Raw genomic sequence first — 17,964 nt, 5'->3', positions numbered from 1 at the left:
ATAAGGGGCAACATTTGTAAAATATATTTTTGACTGGGGGTTTTGTATGATTCAGGTTCGAAATCTAGTAAAATCATTCGGCTCACTTGATGTTTTAAAGGGAATTGATTTAGAAGTAAATGAAAAAGAAGTTGTCGTTTTAATTGGTGCCAGTGGTTCCGGTAAAAGTACATTACTTCGCTGTCTTAACTTTTTAGAAATGTACGATGAAGGTGAAATTCACTTACAAGGTGAACGAATTGATCCAAAGCATTCAAATTTAAACAAAGTCCGCGAAAATGTCGGTATGGTTTTTCAGCACTTTAACCTCTTTCCTCATATGACCTCACTAGAAAACATCATAGAAGCACCTATTCATGTAAAAAAATTAGAAGCAGCAAATGCAAAAGAAATCGGAAATCAGCTTCTGCAAAAAGTCGGCCTACAAGATAAAGCAGATGTAACGCCCCATCTCCTATCAGGTGGTCAAAAACAGCGTATTGCTATTGCACGAGCTCTTGCTATGAATCCTAAAATTATGCTATTTGATGAACCTACCTCAGCTTTAGACCCTGAACTTGTTGGAGAAGTATTGCAAGTTATGAAAGAACTTGCTGAAGAAGGAATGACCATGGTTATTGTTACTCATGAAATGAATTTCGCAAGAGATGTAGCTGATCGCGTCATTTTTATGGATGATGGAAAAATTGTAGAAGATGCTCCGCCAGCACAATTCTTTTCAGCTCCATCACATGAACGAGCGAAACAATTTTTACGTAACGTTTTATAATATAACTTCTGTTTCAAACGAAAAGAAATTCATTCATACGGTGCACAACTAATCATCTAAATAAAATATTTCAATAACATACTTAAAACCATCCGTATGATCAATATATAAGGAGGGGTTTTATGAAAAGAAAACTATTAACCATTGTTGCGAGTATTACATTATGCACATCCTTTATACTAGGAGCCTGTAGTAAGGAAAGTGCTACTACTTCTTCAAATGGTGAAAAAGAATTTCGTTATGCGATGAGTGGCTTATATAAGCCTTTTAACTATAAAGAAAATGACGGAAAACTTGTCGGTTTTGATGTAGAACTAGGTGAAGCACTTGCGAAAAAAATGAATATGAAACCAACCCCTATTACAAATCCATGGGAAACGCTAATCCAAGGTCTCAAAGCGAAAAAGTATGATGTAATACTGGGCAGTATGGCAATTACAGAAGAACGCTTAAAAGCTGTTAATTTCTCAAATCCTTATTATCGTTCTGGTGCCCAAATTTTTGTAGCTAAAAAGAATACATCTATCTCTTCTCCAGAAGATTTAAAGGGTAAGAAAATTGGTGTTGTAAAAGCTAGTACCTTTAAAGACCTCGTTGCAAAATATACAGATCAAATTACAGAATACGATAGCGATATTACTGCACTTATGGACTTAGAGCCTGGACGTATCGACGCAGTAATTACAGATCAAATGGTTGGTTTACGCATGATCAAAGAAGGTAAATCAAATATAAAAGAAGCTGGAAAACCACTAAACCTTGATGAAATGGGAATTGCTATTCGTAAAGATGATAAAGAAATGGTCGAGAAAGTAAATAAAGCTTTAGATGAAATTATTAAAGATGGTACGTATGAAAAGATCAGTAAAAAATGGTTTGGGCGTAATATTCTTGGTGAAGAGGAAAAAACAAAGTAATTTAGCCCTTCAAAGTTCCCATAAATCATGCCCCACTTTGTGTGGGGCATTTCATTCTCTACTAAAATCTATACAATATGAGGTGAAACGCATGTTTGAAATTTTTATCTCTACCTATCCCACACTCTTAAAAGCTACTATTGTCACATTACAATTAACACTAACATCCCTATTACTCGGTTCAATAATTGGATTACTATTCGCTTTCTTTCGAATCTCTAACAATAAAGTTTTAAATAGTATCGCTCACGTATACATCGCCATTATTCGTGGAACACCTTTAATTGTTCAAATCGCCATTCTCTATTTTGGGATTACATCCGTTGTTGTTTTTACTCCTTTTTGGGCAGGAGCCATTGCTTTAGCAATTCATAACGGTGCATATATTACTGAAATTTTCCGCGGCTCTATCCAATCTGTCGATCGTGGGCAAATGGAAGCTGCTCGCTCTCTAGGTATGCCGTATCCTTTAGCAATGCGCCGTATTGTATTACCGCAAGCATTTCGTCAATCTATTCCTCCTTTAGGAAATCAATTTATTATTGGATTAAAAGATTCTTCACTTGTTGCTTACGTAGGATTGTCCGAATTATGGGGGTCAGGTTTATCAATCGCTGCAGGGAACTTCCAACAATTAGATACATATATAATCGTTGGTTTATATTATCTCGTGCTCGTTCTCCTATTCACTTACCTTGTTAATCTTTTAGAAAAACGATTACAGCGAAAAGAAACAAACTCTATACAAACTGCAAAAAAGAAAACAAAAGAAATTTCTCTTTGAACAAACTAACAGGTTAAGGACTATTTCCTTAACCTGTTTTTATTTCTTCTCCATACTTTTTACTCCAATAATATTTTTCTATGTATAAGAAATTCATTATATTTCTACAGTCTCCCTCTTTACACATCATAAAATTATCCATAATATAGTAAAGATGGATATGCACATCTAGACGTCTTAAATAGTATAAGGAGGTCACTATGCTGGATTTAATTTATAAAGATTGGCTGAAACAAAAATATCAAATTTATAACCTTCAGCAACTTACAAGCTACATAAACAACTTAATTAGCCTGGCTGAAACATTAGGATTCTATCAATTACAAAAGGATTTACAACAATTATCTACAACGTTAAAAGATTCTAGCTCTGTCTACGATGTAGTCGAGCATATCACAGAAATGATGCTTTCCTTTAAACAGGATGATCAATTACTTAAAATTTATATAATTGGTACTATCCCTGAGGTACTTCAAAATGCCTCCATTCAAATTTTCGACAACATAAATAATGCTGATTGTGTTGTTGTATATAAAGAAACTATCCCTTCTTATTTCATACAACAGCCTATCATTTATTTTTATGAGAACGTAGATGATGAACAAATTGTGCATCACGGAGTACAAGAGGTTTTACATACAAAATTACCTTTTGAAACAATCCAGAAGAGATTACAAAAATATATGTCAGTATCTCGCCAAACCCCTCCACTATTAGTAGTAACCGCTGACGACTTATTAACAAAATTTATAAAAACTGAATACACAACTTTACTAAACGTATATCATTTCACTAGTGGAAAGCACTTTTTCACAGAAAAAATCTATGAACAGTTTCCATTCTTCATACTAATTGTGGATTGGATGATGCCACAAATGGATGGTTTAGAACTTATTAATCGATTAAAGAGATTGTTGCCTAGTCGACATTTCCGAATTTTTATGACCTCTACTAAATCAACAGCCCACCACCTGGAGGAAGCATTTAAAGCCGGTGCTGATGATTTTATTGAAAAGCCGTTTTCACCTTTAGAATTTAAGGTTCGTTTGGCGCACTTATTAGAAGGAAGGAATGAAGGCTATTGATTATAGTTACAATTGTACAATCCATAGTTATCTTTTTAATAGTTGCTATTCTTATAGCGTATATATATTTAATTTCACTAAAATTACGTAGTAGAAATTTCAAAAGAAAAAATAATAAATGGAAAGAAGAAAATAGAAAATCTCTATATGAATTTATCATGCATAATAAATGCCATGATTTCAAAATTGAACATACAGCAGATATTCACGCACTAGAATCTCTCTGCATTAAAGCTACACAGCTCGTATCCGGGATTGATGAAAAACAGCGCATTCATCATTTATTACAAGTCTATTTGTTTCCCCATTATAAAGAAAAATTAGTTCACGGCACTCATATAGAAAAACAAAATATATTAGATATTATTTCTTTCTTCAAAATAAAAGAGTTTGAAAATGAGGTAAAAGATATATGCACTCAAACATCTGGATCTATCCAGCATCAAGCATTTACTACATTAAGTACATTAAACACAAGGCAAGCAATTTTACTTGCTACAAGAGTCCATGACTCTATTCCCATCACTATGATCGCTTTAAGTATTTCTCAAACTGAAAATTTTTCTGTTTGGGTTGAGTTTTTCCATACATTACCTAAACAATTTCAATATGAAATTTTAAATGCAATCGGTACACGGGAAGAAAATAGCTACTATCTTTTCCTCATTCAAAACTTAATGAATGAAGATGAGGAAATTATTATTCGCTCGTTACATGCTATTTCAAAGTTAATGCCTAAAACAGAAACAAAAGAGCACATTGAACATTTATTTAAAAAGGACAGTTGGCAAATTCACCTCATGCTTATTCGTGTAATAACCCCCTTTAAAGATGAAGGATACTTCCCTTATTTACTAGAACAAGCAGGGCATCAATCTTGGTGGATACGTCGTGAAGTCCAACATGCAATTCAATATTATTCAAACTGGCAAGAAAAGTATATTGAAATTGCATTACATCACCCTGATCGTTTCGCACGTGAAAGTGCATTAGAGGCTTTAGCACGAAAGGATGTGACAACATATGCATTATCTTGATATATTTTTTAAAATTTCACAATGGCTCTTCTTACTATACATGGGTGTTGCTATCTTATTCTATACAGCTATATTTCTGATTTCTGCATTCACCTTAAGAAAAAAAAGAGAACGTGATGAAAATAGGGAATTACTTCATTATTTACAGTCTGGTATTACTCGACCTGTCTCTATTATTGTTCCTGCCTATAACGAAGGAGTCACTATCGTATCAAGTGTCCAATCACTTTTAACTTTAGAATACCCTGAGTTTGAGGTAATCGTCGTAAACGATGGATCAAGCGATGATACGTTAGAACAATTAAAAGATCATTTCCAACTATACGAAATTCAGAACGTGGTTAGATTACAATTGGAAACAGAGACTATTCGAAAAATATATCGCTCATCTGTTAATAAACAAATTATCGTTGTCGATAAAGAAAACGGCGGCAAAGCAGATGCATTAAATGCAGGTATCAATATTTCCAACTATCCGTACGTTTGTTCATTAGATGCTGATTCTCTCTTAGAACGTGATGCACTTATGAAAGCTATGAAACCAATTTATGAATCTCCAGAAAAAGTTATGGTAACTGGCGGGAGTGTTCGAATTGTGAACGGTTCTTACATACAAAATGGACAAATGATTGAAAATCGTCTTCCAAAACAACCTCTTGCGCTCATGCAAATTATCGAGTATTTGCGTGGATTCTTATTTGGTCGCTTAGCATGGAGCAAGTATAATATTCTTCCTATCATTTCTGGTGCATTTGGTATTTTCGATAAAGGAGAAGTTATTCGTGTTGGAGGTTATCAGCGAAAAACTGTCGGAGAAGATATGGAGCTTGTCGTTCACCTTCATAAAAAAGCTTTACAGGATGGAGAAGAGAAGAAAAGAAAATCATTTATAACCCAAACGCAATTTGCTGGACACAGGCTCCCGATGATTTAACAACCTTCCGCAAACAACGGAGTCGTTGGCACCGTGGTTTAGGTGAAACTTTATGGCGCCATAAAGATATTTTATTCCGTCCAAAATATAAAGCTTTCGGTATGATTGCAATGCCTTTTTATTTATTACTAGAATGGCTCGGTCCTATTATTGAAATACTTGGCTATTTACTACTACTGTATCATTTACTATTCGATGAAATTTTCACAGAATATGTATTTTTACTGTTAGCTGCTACCGTACTATACGGATCATTCCTATCCGTAGGAGTTGTTTTATTAGAAGAATGGAGTATGAAAAAGCAAAATAGCATTAAAGATTTCACACTCTTACTTCTCTGGTCGTTAACTGAATCATTTTGGTATCGTCCACTGACTGTTTGGTACCGATTTTTAGGACTGTTTCAAAGTCTTTTCCGAATTAAAGGTTGGGGGAAGATGAAGCGTAAATCGCTTGAAAATCAATCCTCAGAGCGTTTTTGGTGGCTGCGAAGAATCGCCTTCATCCTAATTATTTTAGCTGTTATTTTCGGCATAGATGCAACAAAACACCGATTGCAACCAACATTCCTAAAAAACCCTGCAGATAATATTTCATATGGTTTTAAAGCAGAGCGAAATAAGCAAAACCTTCAACATTATACAGGAGGCAAATGGGAAGATTGGACAATTAAAGGTGTGAACCTAGGTATGGCAAAACCAGGGGCATTTCCAGGTGATGCTGCAATTACAAAAGCAGAATATAAAAAATGGTTGAAACAAATTAGCGAAATGGGTGCAAATACGATTCGTATTTATACCATTCACCCTCCTGCTTTTTACGAAGCTTTATTTGAATTTAACCAACAAGCAAAACAACCTTTATATTTCTTCCATGGTGTATGGGTTGAAGAAGAACAACTGTTAGAAACAAAAGATGCTTACAAATCAAAAAATGAACTCTTTAAAAATATTGAAAGAACAGCCGATGTAATTCATGGTAATACAACAATCGCTGCTGAAAAAGGACATGCTTACGGTGAATATAATTATGATGTGTCACAATATTTAGCTGGTTGGATTCTCGGGATTGAGTGGGATCCTGACATGGTCATCGAAACAAATAAAAAACATGCTGATAAAACTTCATTTAAGGGTAAATATTTCGAAGCAAAGAATGCTAGTCCATTTGAAATTTGGCTAGCTGAAGGAATGAATCATATCGCTCAATATTCTATTAGCAAATATGAGACCGCTCAGCCTATCGCTTTTTCCAACTGGGTTACAACAGATTTACTAGATCACCCTGCTGAACCGTTCATCGGTGAAGATGCTGTATCTATAAATCCAAATCATATCTTTGCTAATAAGAATTACCCAAGCGGGGCGTTTGCCTCTTATCACGTGTATCCTTATTACCCTGACTTCTTAAATTTCGATCCAGATAAAGCAAATTTCAAAGACCATCGAGGGCAATCCAATAGTTACGCTGCTTATTTAAAAGACTTGCATGATTCACATGAAATGCCTGTTGTTATTTCGGAATTTGGTATCCCAGGATCCCGAGGTATTTCTCATAAAAATATACATGGAAAAGACCAAGGGCATATGAATGAAGATGAACAAGGGAAACGTAATGCAGAGCTCTTCGAAGATATTATTCAGGCGAAATTGGCCGGCGGTATTGTATTCATTTGGCAAGATGAATGGTTTAAATTCTCTTGGAATACAACTAAATATGATAATACGGAAGAACGCCCACATTGGAACAACGTACAAGTTCCTGAACAACATTTCGGTTTGCTATCATTTGAATCCCATACTATTAATGTCGATGGTGATACGAGTGATTGGAAAACAAAAACAAAAATTGGGGATAAGAATGGTTACACGACTTTCGTAACACACGATGAGTCCTATTTATACTTATCCATTGATCGTCCAAAAGCTAGACCTCTTGAAGAGGAACCTATTACAATTGGAGTAAACATATTACCTGAACAAGGAAATAAAGAATTTAACGGCCTTTCTATGAGAGAAGGCGCTGATTTTAAAATTGATTTGCACGGCGGACAATCTAATCAAGTACTTGTTGATTCTTATTATGATGTATTCTCTTATGAATTTGGTTTCCAACGAAATCTAGTTCCTTATACAAAACTAGAAAAAAATAGCGGACAATTCTCTCCTATTTATACAGCGTTAAGTTTACCAATTACATTACCACTAACTCAGGAACAATTGCCATTTGAAAAATTTAATGTCGGAGCATTAACTATGGGAAATAGTAATCCAGATAGTGCTGATTACAACTCACTTGCAGATTTTTCTACTCCGAAAAAAGAGACAATTGAGATTCGGATTCCTTGGATGTTATTAAATGCGAAGGCACCAAATATAAAAGAATTTATTGGTGATATTTATGCAAATGAAGAAATAGATGGTTTAACTACGAAACAAATTATTAACGCAATTGGCTTTACAGTTCAAATTGGAGCTGAAAACATTACAACTGCACAAGATGGAGAATACGCTATGTATAACTATTCAAAATGGGGTGATGTTGTCGAATATACATCACGACTCAAGAAAAGTTACTACTACATGCAAAAAGTATATCAAGCTACAAAATAACAAAAAGCAAGCTACTTTTCAGTAGCTTGCTTTTTTCAAAATGTATATATATTTACTGATTTACTTTTTTAATACTCTCTTCTTCCTCTATATGTTCCTCACGATATGAAATATTATGAGGATCTAGCCCATTTCCTAAAGAACCATAGAAATGCTCTCTATGCGGATCCACTAATTCACTTCCTTGATAATACACACGTGGTGTATTCCATAGCGCTGCCAAAGCTTTTGTCATCGGCATCTCATGATAGCGTTCCGGCCACATTTCTTTAATTTTCTCTTTTACTAACGGGTAGTATTTAGAGCTCATAGCAGGGAACAAATGATGTTCTGTATGATATGAGAAATTGAAATGTAAAACGTCTACCCAACGCGGCACTGTTACTGATAAACAGTTTGCTAACGGATCATTTACTGGAACAATTGGATTTAAGCGGTGATTTGTTGCGATATATGCCATTACAATAAAGTTAGCAATTAACAATGGAATCACATATGCAAATAACCATTTTCCAGGTCCCATAATAAACAATAAACTAATCCAAACAGTCCAAGGCAAAAGAAGTTGAAGCCATACAGATTTTTGATTGGATGACTTAAACTCTTTTATAAAATGAAAGAACATTCGAGTCGAATGCAATGTAAATTGAATTGTTAGTGACAGAAAACTAAAGAATGAACGTACATGAAGAGGCATGCGATATACCCAGCTCAAAAACTTACTCTTTTTAAGCTTCTCAAGTGTAGGCCATGCATCTGGATCATTCTCTTCATGTTGTGTATGAACGTGATGCGTTGCATTATGCCACTTTCGCCAAAGTTTAGGACCTGTTGATAATGGCATAAATGCAATCGCTCCTAAGAAATCACGAAGCCATGCCTTTCTTACAACAGTTCCATGTAAAATTTCATGCCCTAAAAACCCAAGTGAAGCAAAACATAATCCAAGAACGATCGCAATTCCTAGATTAGCCCACACATTCAATTCAAATACACCAATCGATATTAACCCCGCCAATGCCACAAGTAAATAAGCCAGTCCGCCAAATAAACGAGTAGGAACTGGTTTAAATGCTTTTTTCGGCAAATGTGGTGATACACGTGCTGCATACCACCCAAACGTATGAAGCTCCTTCATCCTTTTGCCCCTTTCTTATGCCGCGCCTTGCGCAACTTACATATATCAATTCTTGCTTCCAGATTGATTTTACTAGGTGATTAAAAAGCATCTAGTATAAGGAAAATATACTCACTCTATCGTCACTTATTTTTCGCTTTTATTATCAATGAAAAACATTTATCTTTTTACTCTCTATCAACCTTTCCACATGATGAATCATATCAATAGAATTTCTACATTGTCAATAACTTTTATGACCTAGTAATAAAAGTTGGTTATATTTTTATAATTATACTTTATTTCAATAAAGAAAAAACACATATTTTATAAGGTTTCATCTATTATACATATACGTACCTTGACATGCTATAGACTCTATCTTATTCAAGAACTCTCTGTGTAAACAACAAATACACTCACTTAAATTTAAGCTTTACACAACTTCTACCTCTTCATACCAACAAGACCTAATAATTATACTGAAATAATTTTATCTTTCTTTTAAATAAAAATAGCCTTCCTCTAAAACAGCACACATGAATTTCATCTCATATGGAAATATTAAAAGGAAAATTGTTCTAAATCAGGAGGTTTCCTTAATGACAAGCGATACATTTCCACAATTCCCATCATCTTATTGGATTGAATCTACTCAACTCCCTGCTTTTCCCCCTTTATCTGAAAATATAAAGACAAAAGTCGCTATTATAGGTGCTGGTATTACAGGTATTACTACTGCCTATTTACTTGCAAAAGAAGGCATCGATGTTGTATTAATTGATTCTGGTCTTATTTTAAACGGGACGACTGGACATACAACAGCGAAGATAACAGCGCAACATGATCTTATTTATGATGAATTAATAAACCATTTCGGTATGGAAAAGGCCGGGCTTTACTATGAATCAAATAATCATGCCCTACAATTTATTAATGAAACTTTGCAAACATATAAAATCGACTGTAATTTCTCAAATGAAGATTCATATTTATATACAACTACTGATAAGGGATTAAGAAATTTATCGAAAGAATATGAAGCTTATCAAAAATTAAATATACCTTGTGACTATGTTCAATCTCTATCGATTCCAATTCCAGTACAATCTGCACTTGTCATGAAAAATCAAGCCCAGTTTCATCCCCTTCTTTATTTGAAAACGCTTTTAGAAAAGTTTGTGGAGATGGGTGGAAAAGTTTATGAACAAACGACTGCTATGGATGTAGAAAAAGGAGATTCTCCACAAGTCATTACAAAGGACGGACATCGCATTACGTGTGAATATGTTGTCTCTTGTTCACACTTTCCTTTTTATGATGCGAATAGCTTTTTCTTTACGCGAATGTACGCAGAACGCTCTTATGCTCTTGCTATTAAAACAAAAACAGATTATCCAGGTGGCATGTATTTAAGTATTGATGACCCAAAACGCTCCTTACGCTACACAACAAGCAATGGGGAAAAATTAATTTTAATTGGCGGAGAAAGTCATAAAACAGGCCAAGGAATAAACACGATGCTTCATTATGAAGCACTGTATTCTTTTGCAGAAGCAACGTTTGGGGTAGATGAGGTTCCTTATAGATGGTCAGCACAAGATTTAATCACGCTAGATAAGGTCCCTTATATCGGACATATTAACGAGAGCAATCCAAATATATTTGTTGCAACTGGATATCGTAAATGGGGGATGACAACTGGAACTGCTGCTGCTCATTTACTGAAGGATTCCATTCTAAAAGTAGATAGTCCATATAAAGAACTATATGCACCTTCACGCTTTCATGCAAATCCAGATATAAAAACATTCTTCTCCCAAAACATTGATGTTGCGAAACATTTAATTGAAGGAAAGATTGAAACTGCATTACGTAAGCCAGAAGATCTCGAAGTTGGTGAAGGATCTGTCGTACATGTTAACGGGAAACGAGCAGGTGCTTATAAGGACAAAGATGGAAAATTACATATTGTCGATACAACTTGTACACATCTCGGCTGCGAAGTGGAATGGAATAATGGTGATTGTACTTGGGACTGCCCTTGCCACGGTTCCCGTTTTTCAATTGAAGGCGATGTTATTGAAGGTCCGGCAGATCAACCGTTAAAACGAGTTGATAATGAGTAAATAAATAAAGAAGTTCAACAGAATGACTGTTGAACTTCTTTATTTGCTATAAAACTTTTTCATATAAATCCCGACATAAGAAGGGAAATATTAACATCAAATGAAATAATATATTCATCTACAAATCAAAAGGGGTGAACATTATGCAACCTTCAGCTCCACCTCATCTAGAACCTACAAAAACTATCTTTTCGAACTCTATTACAAAGCTTGTTGTTTTTATTTGTTGGCTAGCCATTCTAGCTGACGGCTATGATTTAGGTATTTACGGGGCCGTTCTGCCTAAGCTACTGGAAGACAACAGCTGGGCACTATCACCAGCTCATGCTGGTACAATTGCCAGCTATGCTTTGTTTGGAATGTTTATTGGCGCTATTCTAGTTGGAACTATTACAGATCTAATTGGAAGAAAATGGACACTTATATGCTGTTTAGCACTTTTTTCTACTACAATGGGCCTAGCTGCACTTGCTCCTTCTCCTGAATTATTTGGACTATGGCGATTTATCGGAGGAATTGGACTAGGCGGTGTCATTCCAACAGCTTCCGCACTTACTGTTGAATATTCACCCAAAAAGCGACAATCTTTTATTTATGCTCTTATGTTTACTGGCTATCCTTTAGGTATCGTGTTAGGCGCTATTTTGTCCATGTTTATGTTAGAAGATTTCGGATGGAGAATTATGTTTGGCATCGGAATGATTCCACTACTCCTCATTCCTTTCATTATTCGTTATTTACCTGAATCCATTCAATTTTTGTTATCACGTAACCGCCAAGAAGAAGTGGATAAAATTCTTAATCGTTTTCAAATTGAATTCCATGCAAAAGAGAAAACTCATCAACCCCCATCTAATATACGAAAGAAAAATGGATTTCTTACTTTATTCTCAAAAGAATACATAAAAGCAACGCTGCTTTTTTGGATCACTTATATAATGGGGATGTTTTTAATATACGGTTTAAATACTTGGTTACCTCAGATGATGCGACAGGCAGGATATCCTCTTGGATCTAGTTTATCATTTCTACTTATGCTAAATATTACCGCCGCTATCGGTGCATTATTTGCTGGAGCAATCGCAGATCGTATAGGAGCCAAAATTGTTATTAGCATTTCCTATCTTATGGCAGCTGTATGTATTGGACTATTAACAATTAAACCATCTGTTACAATCATTTATCTTTTAATTGGTCTTGCTGGAATTGGATCGGTCGGTATTACTCAAATATTAAATGCATATGTGACACAATACTTCCCATCCCATATCCGAGCTACTTCCTTAGGCTGGGGACTTGGACTTGGCCGAGTTGGCGCAATTACTGGTCCTATTCTTGTCGGTATTATTATGACAATGCAATATGACTTAGTATGGAATTTTTACTTATTCTCATTTGCAGGTCTTCTTGCAGCTATATCTGTTTTCTTTATTCCTACAAAATAAAAAGAGCACAAACTTACTTGTGCTCTTTTTCGTATACCGCAAACAACATATCTCGAAACAATGTATTTAAACTCTCAATATCGATCCCTGATCCCTTTTCAATTCCTTTTACATATTGCTGATAGTAATGAATTTGTTCTTCTAAAAATTGATTCAACACATCAATTTTTAATCCAACATCTAATTCAGTACCTGCCTTTTTCTTTATTAACAACTGTTCAATTTCATCTAATACGCTACGCTCCAATGATAATTCTGTAATTAATCGATCGAATTCTACAGGAGGCAAAGTTGTTTTCTCCTCTAGCCACTTACAAGCCAAAATAGGACGCAATACATAAAAGTACTTTTTTAATTTTACATTCTCACCTTGCAAAAATTCACGATAATTTTTTGAAGCCATATGTAAGTAATGATATATCGTTGCTTTCGGATCGAAGTTCTTTTCACTCATTTGCTGAAGCTGTTCTGGAAAATTAGAGTTTTTCGAATAAAAAATGGGTGATCGAATCCATTCGAGTAAAGCTGGGTTTGACTTTGCAAATAGTTGTAACGCTTTTTTAATATCCCATCCGCTTATATCTAAATCATCACTAATCGGATACTCAATTACATCTCGTTTATCATGAATGGATAAATACCATTCTACCGGGTGCATATAAACGAATCTAACATCATAATCACTATCTTTTGATGGAAATCCCCATGCACGACTCCCTGACTCCACAGCGAATAAAATTTTCACATCATTTTCTTTCTCAATTCGTTCTAACTCCAACTTAATATTCTCTCTCATTTCATACCCTCTCCATTTTTTGATTATTTCCTTGGAAATTCGACAAATATATTACTAAGTTTACTACATACTAAAATAGCTGTCAGAAAATTCCCGACAGCCTGTCAAAATTCGTTATTTTTTACTTGTTCTTTTCAGTTACACTAACCGCAATTCGTTCAAACTCTTTTTGGATCTCCTCTTTGTATGCATCTACTTTTGAAAAGTCCATAGCAGCAATATAAATTCGTTCTAATTTATCACGAACTGATTTCGCTTTCGCTAAAAAAGACATCGCCTCATTCATTTTTGCTTTATATTGAATAGAGACGTCACGAATTTCCTCCGCATACTTCTCATCCGTCCCTGGTGTTACAATAAGGGCATACATATCTATAATTTCATCACCTTCGCGGCTCGGAAAATATTCATGTGGTGCGGTGCTATCGAAAATCGCAAACCCTAATTCTCTTACGATCACCATATCAAGACTATTTGGATCAAACCCACAATGATATACTTCAACTTCAAATCCTTTTTCTTCTGCTGCCTTAGCTAATTTTTTGAGCATTGTTGATTTCCCAGAACCTGGGCGTCCTTTTATAAAATAACGATGTGGTAATCCTTCTGTTAAATTAGGAACAAAATCAACTGCTCCTTTCGGTGTAGCTGCTCCTAAAAACCGATGTTTCACAAGCGATTGTTTCCCAACTTTATCTGTAAATAATTTCTGAATGAGCTGCTCGGTTAGTTCGTTCGCTTTATTAAAATCAATATTACTAATATATATTTTCTCCCACTCATCATGTATAACTAATGCCTCGTTAAAACGAGCGTAAGCAGCTTGAAAAGCTTTGCTTGCTTCTGAAACAAATCGTTCAATTTCCACTTTCTGCTTTCTTAACTTATCTGAATCCCAAGCAATTCCTAAATTAATATACTCCTCGACAACTCCTGGCATTTTTGGCTCAATAACATGCGGTGATGTTCCATCAACAATTCCTACTTTTAACTTCGGGATAATGACACCATCAACCGATTTATTATCAGAAGAACAGTGTAAAAATTCAATATCATATCCCTTTTCAACCCATTCACGACCTATTACCTTAATTAAAGAAGATTTTCCCGTTCCAGGTCCACCCTTTAAAATAAATAATCTGTTTAGTCCTTTTAAATTCTCTTCATATAAATTATGAAATCCTCTAGCTGTATTTCCACCAGCATAATAATTCAATACATTCCCTGTCACTGCACTCACTCCTTCGCAGCATTCTATTTACATAAGCTACAATATGCGAGCAACTTTATTTGGGTGAATACCTATTTTGTGTTGCACAGAAAAAGGAAATGAATTACAATTTTATTATCACGAAAATTCCGAACTTTGAATTGAATATACCTTTATCAAGAGAGGCAGAGGGACCGGCCCTTTGAAGCCCAGCAACCTCAGTTTATACAAACTGAATAGGTGCTAATTCCTGCAAAATGCATTGCATTTTGAAAGATAAAACGTAACTATTGTGTGCAAAACTCATCTTTCTTGATTATGAAAGGTGAGTTTTTTATATTTCAAAATATATACTTGGAGGTATTTAAAGTGAAAGTAATTGACCTATCCCAAACATTTGAAAACAATATGTCTCAATTTCCTGGAACACCAAAAATCAATTTAGAAGCCATTACAAGCGTTGAAGAAACAGGTTATCAAGTTACAGATTTTCATTCTGTCGTTCATGTTGGTACACATTGTGATGCTCCTGCTCATTTCATTTCAGGCGCAACGACTATTGATCAATTGCCCCTAGACCAATTTGTAGGTGAAGCTGTTCTTATCGACGTAACTCATGTACAAGAACGAAAACTACCTAAAGAAGTATTACACAATGCTGACATAAAAGAAGGTGATATTGTCATTTTCCATTCCAACCTATCTAATAAATGGAATACAGAAGCGTATGAACAAGAAGCCTTTTATCTTTCTGAAGAATTAGCTGAAGAATTAGTTCAATTAAAAGTAAAATCTGTCGGTTTAGATTTCATTTCTCCTGACGAGGTAACGACAGAAACATCGCCAATTCATCACATACTACTTGGGAATAATATTTATTTAATCGAAAACTTAACAAACTTAGATGCCATTAATGCGAAACGTTTCTTTTTCTCAGCGGCACCTTTAAAAATTAAAAATAGCGACGGTGCTTTCGCAAGAGCATTCGCTGTAATTTTTTAAACAAACTATACAAAAAAGCAAAGATCATCATTGACCTTTGCTTCTATTTCTTTTATTTAAACTAAGAAAGAATTGCTCAACGCGAGGACGTAACCAAGCTAAATAATCTTTCTCTTTCTTCTTTGTACAAGCTATTTCTTCCCCATCGACCATTCCGACAAGTTCTAGCTCTAACAGTTGCCTCGTAAATGCTAACATATTTATTTCTTCTTCCGGATACTCTTCCTTTAATTTCTCCTCAATTTCCCCTAATAAAAAACCGTCACGCATCATTGCCAATGCATCAATCCAAAGTGGCGGCATTTCATATTTTTCTCCTGTAATTGTATCTTTTACAATATAATTCTTTTGCTCTTTTCGAAATTGAATCGCGTGTAAGCATACAGTCGAATTTAATGTTAATTCCATCATACCACCTCTTTCATAATATCTGCATAGAAAAAAGGATGCGCGTGCACCCCTTCTTTTTCTAACACTACCGAACCGTTACATGAATAACAAATCTCATGTCGATATTTTCCTCCATTATAAACGAAGTATTTTATAAAAAAAACCCTTCTCGAAACATTTTATAAAATGTTTATATTTACGCAACAAGAACACTTTTCTGAAAAATATTTTCTTCTAGCGCATTATGCTATCGGTAAAAAAATCTCCACCTTCATTCCTAGCTCTCCGCTACTTTGAATCGCAATACTTCCTTGCTACTCCTCATGATCAATACAAAAACTCTACATATTATCTCATTAAATGATAAGGAAATTACTTTCAGAGCAATCTGTAACCTTATAACGAGAAAAGGAAGGAGATTTCCCCTTCCTTTTCATCACAATTTATATCCACCTTACTCGATCATGTAGCAATCCATCCGTAAAGTCATTTCCACCAACTACAAAATCATTCATATATAAATTCAAATATTCTCCGTACTTACTTTCTGTATTTAATAATAATTCCTCTACATAATAGGCACCTTGTTTAAAGTTATCGAACAGTAAACTACACAAGCCAGCATAAATGCCACATCCTACTTGGAAGTATGTCGCATTCGTTTTATATTTATGAAAAACTTGACTGCTATTCATCACGTTATACATATAGGTCTCGCTATTTTCATAAACGAGTAATACACCGACTAGATCCTCGCCCGCAATCTCTTCTTCGGCTGGATTAAATACTTTACGATTCCAATTCCATAGATCTTCTACCTTATCTAAGTTCTGTCTAATTATATTTGTTGTATACTCGTTAATTCGGTAAAGAAACCCTACTTCCATGTTAAAGTTTTTCCCTAAAATTAAAACTTCCTCATGCGGCATCAAACAACCATAAAATTCTTTCTCTCCCAACTTTACTTTATACTCTGAAGCATATACATCTTCATAAAAGTAAAGAGGACGATGATGACTCATATACATCGGATAACTCCATATCGCTTCATCTAGAAATCGCTCTACTGCCCATGAAGCATACAGTGTATGAGGCTTTATAAGTGCTGTATCATTCAAAAATGACGTATCATGTTCTACTATATAGCATGCTCTTGGCTTTTCATTCGGGCGTTCCTTCATAAGTTCAACAACCATCCATTGAACGACACCTGGATTCATACCTGAGCCTATAATTGCTTTTGTATTTTTAAATTTATCTTTTTCCTTCTCAAATCTCGTATATCTTTCCGTAAGCTGAAAGCCGATTAAACTATCGTCCTGATCTACTGCCTCGTTTTCCAAAGCTGAATTAATATAACAAATTCCAAGTTCATTACAACAGCTTAATACTCTGATCGTATCTGCCCCTGAAACATCAATCACAACGCTCGTACTACTTTCTTTTAAATGTTTTTTAAATGTCACTACATCTTGGAGATCTATTTCGGATAAAAACAATTGATCTTCCAAATTTGGAAACAACTCGTCATAATACGTCCTATCTTTTTGTTTTATATCAACCAAATAAAATGTAACATTCTTTATCACTTCATAAATCGGGTCTTTTTCATTTACTATCGCTTGATTTAAAATCGCTAAAACTGCTTTTGCTGCTCCACCAGCACTACCAAGTAATGTAATCGATAACGAATTTGGAAACTGCTCCACCAACAAAACCCCTTTAATATATTAGTTA

15 protein-coding genes and 1 riboswitch are annotated in these 17,964 nt (G+C 34.8%); of the genes, 10 read left to right on the top strand and 5 right to left on the bottom strand.

Annotated features, from left to right (window positions below; translation table 11 throughout):
• Positions 1–46 precede the first annotated feature (46 nt).
• The 7 genes from ACTFR9_RS20955 to ACTFR9_RS20925 all read left to right on the top strand — a co-directional run bounded on the left by ACTFR9_RS20955 (position 47) and on the right by ACTFR9_RS20925 (position 8,138).
• The gene (locus tag ACTFR9_RS20955) at positions 47–769 is read left to right on the top strand and encodes an amino acid ABC transporter ATP-binding protein (protein ID WP_000616936.1); all 723 of its coding nucleotides are present in this window, start codon (positions 47–49) and stop codon (positions 767–769) included.
• Positions 770–891: 122 nt separating this feature from the next.
• Positions 892–1,686: an ABC transporter substrate-binding protein gene (locus ACTFR9_RS20950; RefSeq protein ID WP_000823738.1), complete on the top strand. Its 795-nt coding sequence runs from the start codon at positions 892–894 to the stop codon at positions 1,684–1,686.
• A 91-nt stretch (positions 1,687–1,777) separates the two neighbouring features.
• Positions 1,778–2,470, top strand: a complete 693-nt coding sequence (locus tag ACTFR9_RS20945) for an amino acid ABC transporter permease (RefSeq protein ID WP_000461538.1) — start codon at positions 1,778–1,780, stop codon at positions 2,468–2,470.
• Positions 2,471–2,670: 200 nt separating this feature from the next.
• Positions 2,671–3,555 carry a response regulator gene (locus ACTFR9_RS20940; protein ID WP_000886124.1) on the top strand — a complete coding sequence of 295 codons (885 nt, stop codon included), beginning with the start codon at positions 2,671–2,673 and terminating at the stop codon, positions 3,553–3,555.
• A 158-nt stretch (positions 3,556–3,713) separates the two neighbouring features.
• The gene (locus tag ACTFR9_RS20935; RefSeq protein ID WP_229136775.1) at positions 3,714–4,592 is read left to right on the top strand and encodes a HEAT repeat domain-containing protein; all 879 of its coding nucleotides are present in this window, start codon (positions 3,714–3,716) and stop codon (positions 4,590–4,592) included.
• Positions 4,579–5,526 carry a glycosyltransferase family 2 protein gene (locus tag ACTFR9_RS20930; RefSeq protein ID WP_440049018.1) on the top strand — a complete coding sequence of 316 codons (948 nt, stop codon included), beginning with the start codon at positions 4,579–4,581 and terminating at the stop codon, positions 5,524–5,526. The genes ACTFR9_RS20935 and ACTFR9_RS20930 overlap by 14 nt, the downstream gene beginning before the upstream one ends.
• Positions 5,527–5,627: 101 nt before the next feature.
• Positions 5,628–8,138 (top strand): glycosyltransferase family 2 protein, encoded by a 2,511-nt coding sequence (locus ACTFR9_RS20925; RefSeq protein ID WP_440049017.1) that lies wholly within the window; start codon positions 5,628–5,630, stop codon positions 8,136–8,138.
• Between the two features lie 52 nt (positions 8,139–8,190).
• On the opposite strand, the gene ACTFR9_RS20920 is transcribed toward ACTFR9_RS20925, so the two are convergent.
• Complete coding sequence (locus ACTFR9_RS20920; RefSeq protein ID WP_000661225.1) at positions 8,191–9,276, bottom strand: fatty acid desaturase family protein; 1,086 nt, start codon at positions 9,274–9,276, stop codon at positions 8,191–8,193.
• A gap of 581 nt (positions 9,277–9,857) precedes the next feature.
• Between ACTFR9_RS20920 and ACTFR9_RS20915 the strand changes: the two genes are divergently transcribed.
• Entirely contained in the window at positions 9,858–11,384 is a 1,527-nt protein-coding gene (locus ACTFR9_RS20915) for an FAD-dependent oxidoreductase (protein ID WP_000199956.1), read from the top strand.
• Between the two features lie 143 nt (positions 11,385–11,527).
• On the top strand, positions 11,528–12,829 hold the full coding sequence (locus ACTFR9_RS20910; RefSeq protein WP_001183074.1) for an MFS transporter: 1,302 nt from the start codon (positions 11,528–11,530) through the stop codon (positions 12,827–12,829).
• A gap of 13 nt (positions 12,830–12,842) precedes the next feature.
• Here the strand turns inward: ACTFR9_RS20910 and ACTFR9_RS20905 are convergent, their stop codons facing one another.
• Together ACTFR9_RS20905 and ACTFR9_RS20900 are read right to left on the bottom strand one after the other, a co-directional pair.
• Complete coding sequence (locus tag ACTFR9_RS20905) at positions 12,843–13,625, bottom strand: nucleotidyltransferase domain-containing protein (protein ID WP_001208934.1); 783 nt, start codon at positions 13,623–13,625, stop codon at positions 12,843–12,845.
• A gap of 121 nt (positions 13,626–13,746) precedes the next feature.
• Positions 13,747–14,856, bottom strand: coding sequence for a PRK06851 family protein (locus ACTFR9_RS20900; protein WP_000147495.1), 1,110 nt, complete (start codon positions 14,854–14,856; stop codon positions 13,747–13,749).
• Positions 14,857–15,005: 149 nt separating this feature from the next.
• Positions 15,006–15,118: riboswitch (SAM riboswitch) on the top strand.
• Positions 15,119–15,204: 86 nt separating this feature from the next.
• On the opposite strand from ACTFR9_RS20900, the gene ACTFR9_RS20895 reads away from it, so the two are divergent.
• Positions 15,205–15,837, top strand: a complete 633-nt coding sequence (locus tag ACTFR9_RS20895; protein WP_000862960.1) for a cyclase family protein — start codon at positions 15,205–15,207, stop codon at positions 15,835–15,837.
• A gap of 27 nt (positions 15,838–15,864) precedes the next feature.
• On the opposite strand, the gene ACTFR9_RS20890 is transcribed toward ACTFR9_RS20895, so the two are convergent.
• On the bottom strand, positions 15,865–16,245 hold the full coding sequence (locus ACTFR9_RS20890) for a hypothetical protein (protein ID WP_000424100.1): 381 nt from the start codon (positions 16,243–16,245) through the stop codon (positions 15,865–15,867).
• A gap of 425 nt (positions 16,246–16,670) precedes the next feature.
• A complete protein-coding gene (locus ACTFR9_RS20885) occupies positions 16,671–17,936 on the bottom strand; it encodes a hypothetical protein (RefSeq protein ID WP_000434741.1) in 1,266 nt (421 codons plus the stop codon).
• Between the last annotated feature and the right edge of the window lie 28 nt (positions 17,937–17,964).

The sequence above is a fragment of the Bacillus cereus group sp. MYBK222-1 genome, assembly GCF_051916425.1.
GTDB classification, from domain to species: domain Bacteria; phylum Bacillota; class Bacilli; order Bacillales; family Bacillaceae_G; genus Bacillus_A; species Bacillus_A paranthracis.
This window is presented reverse-complemented; position numbering and strand designations above follow the sequence as displayed.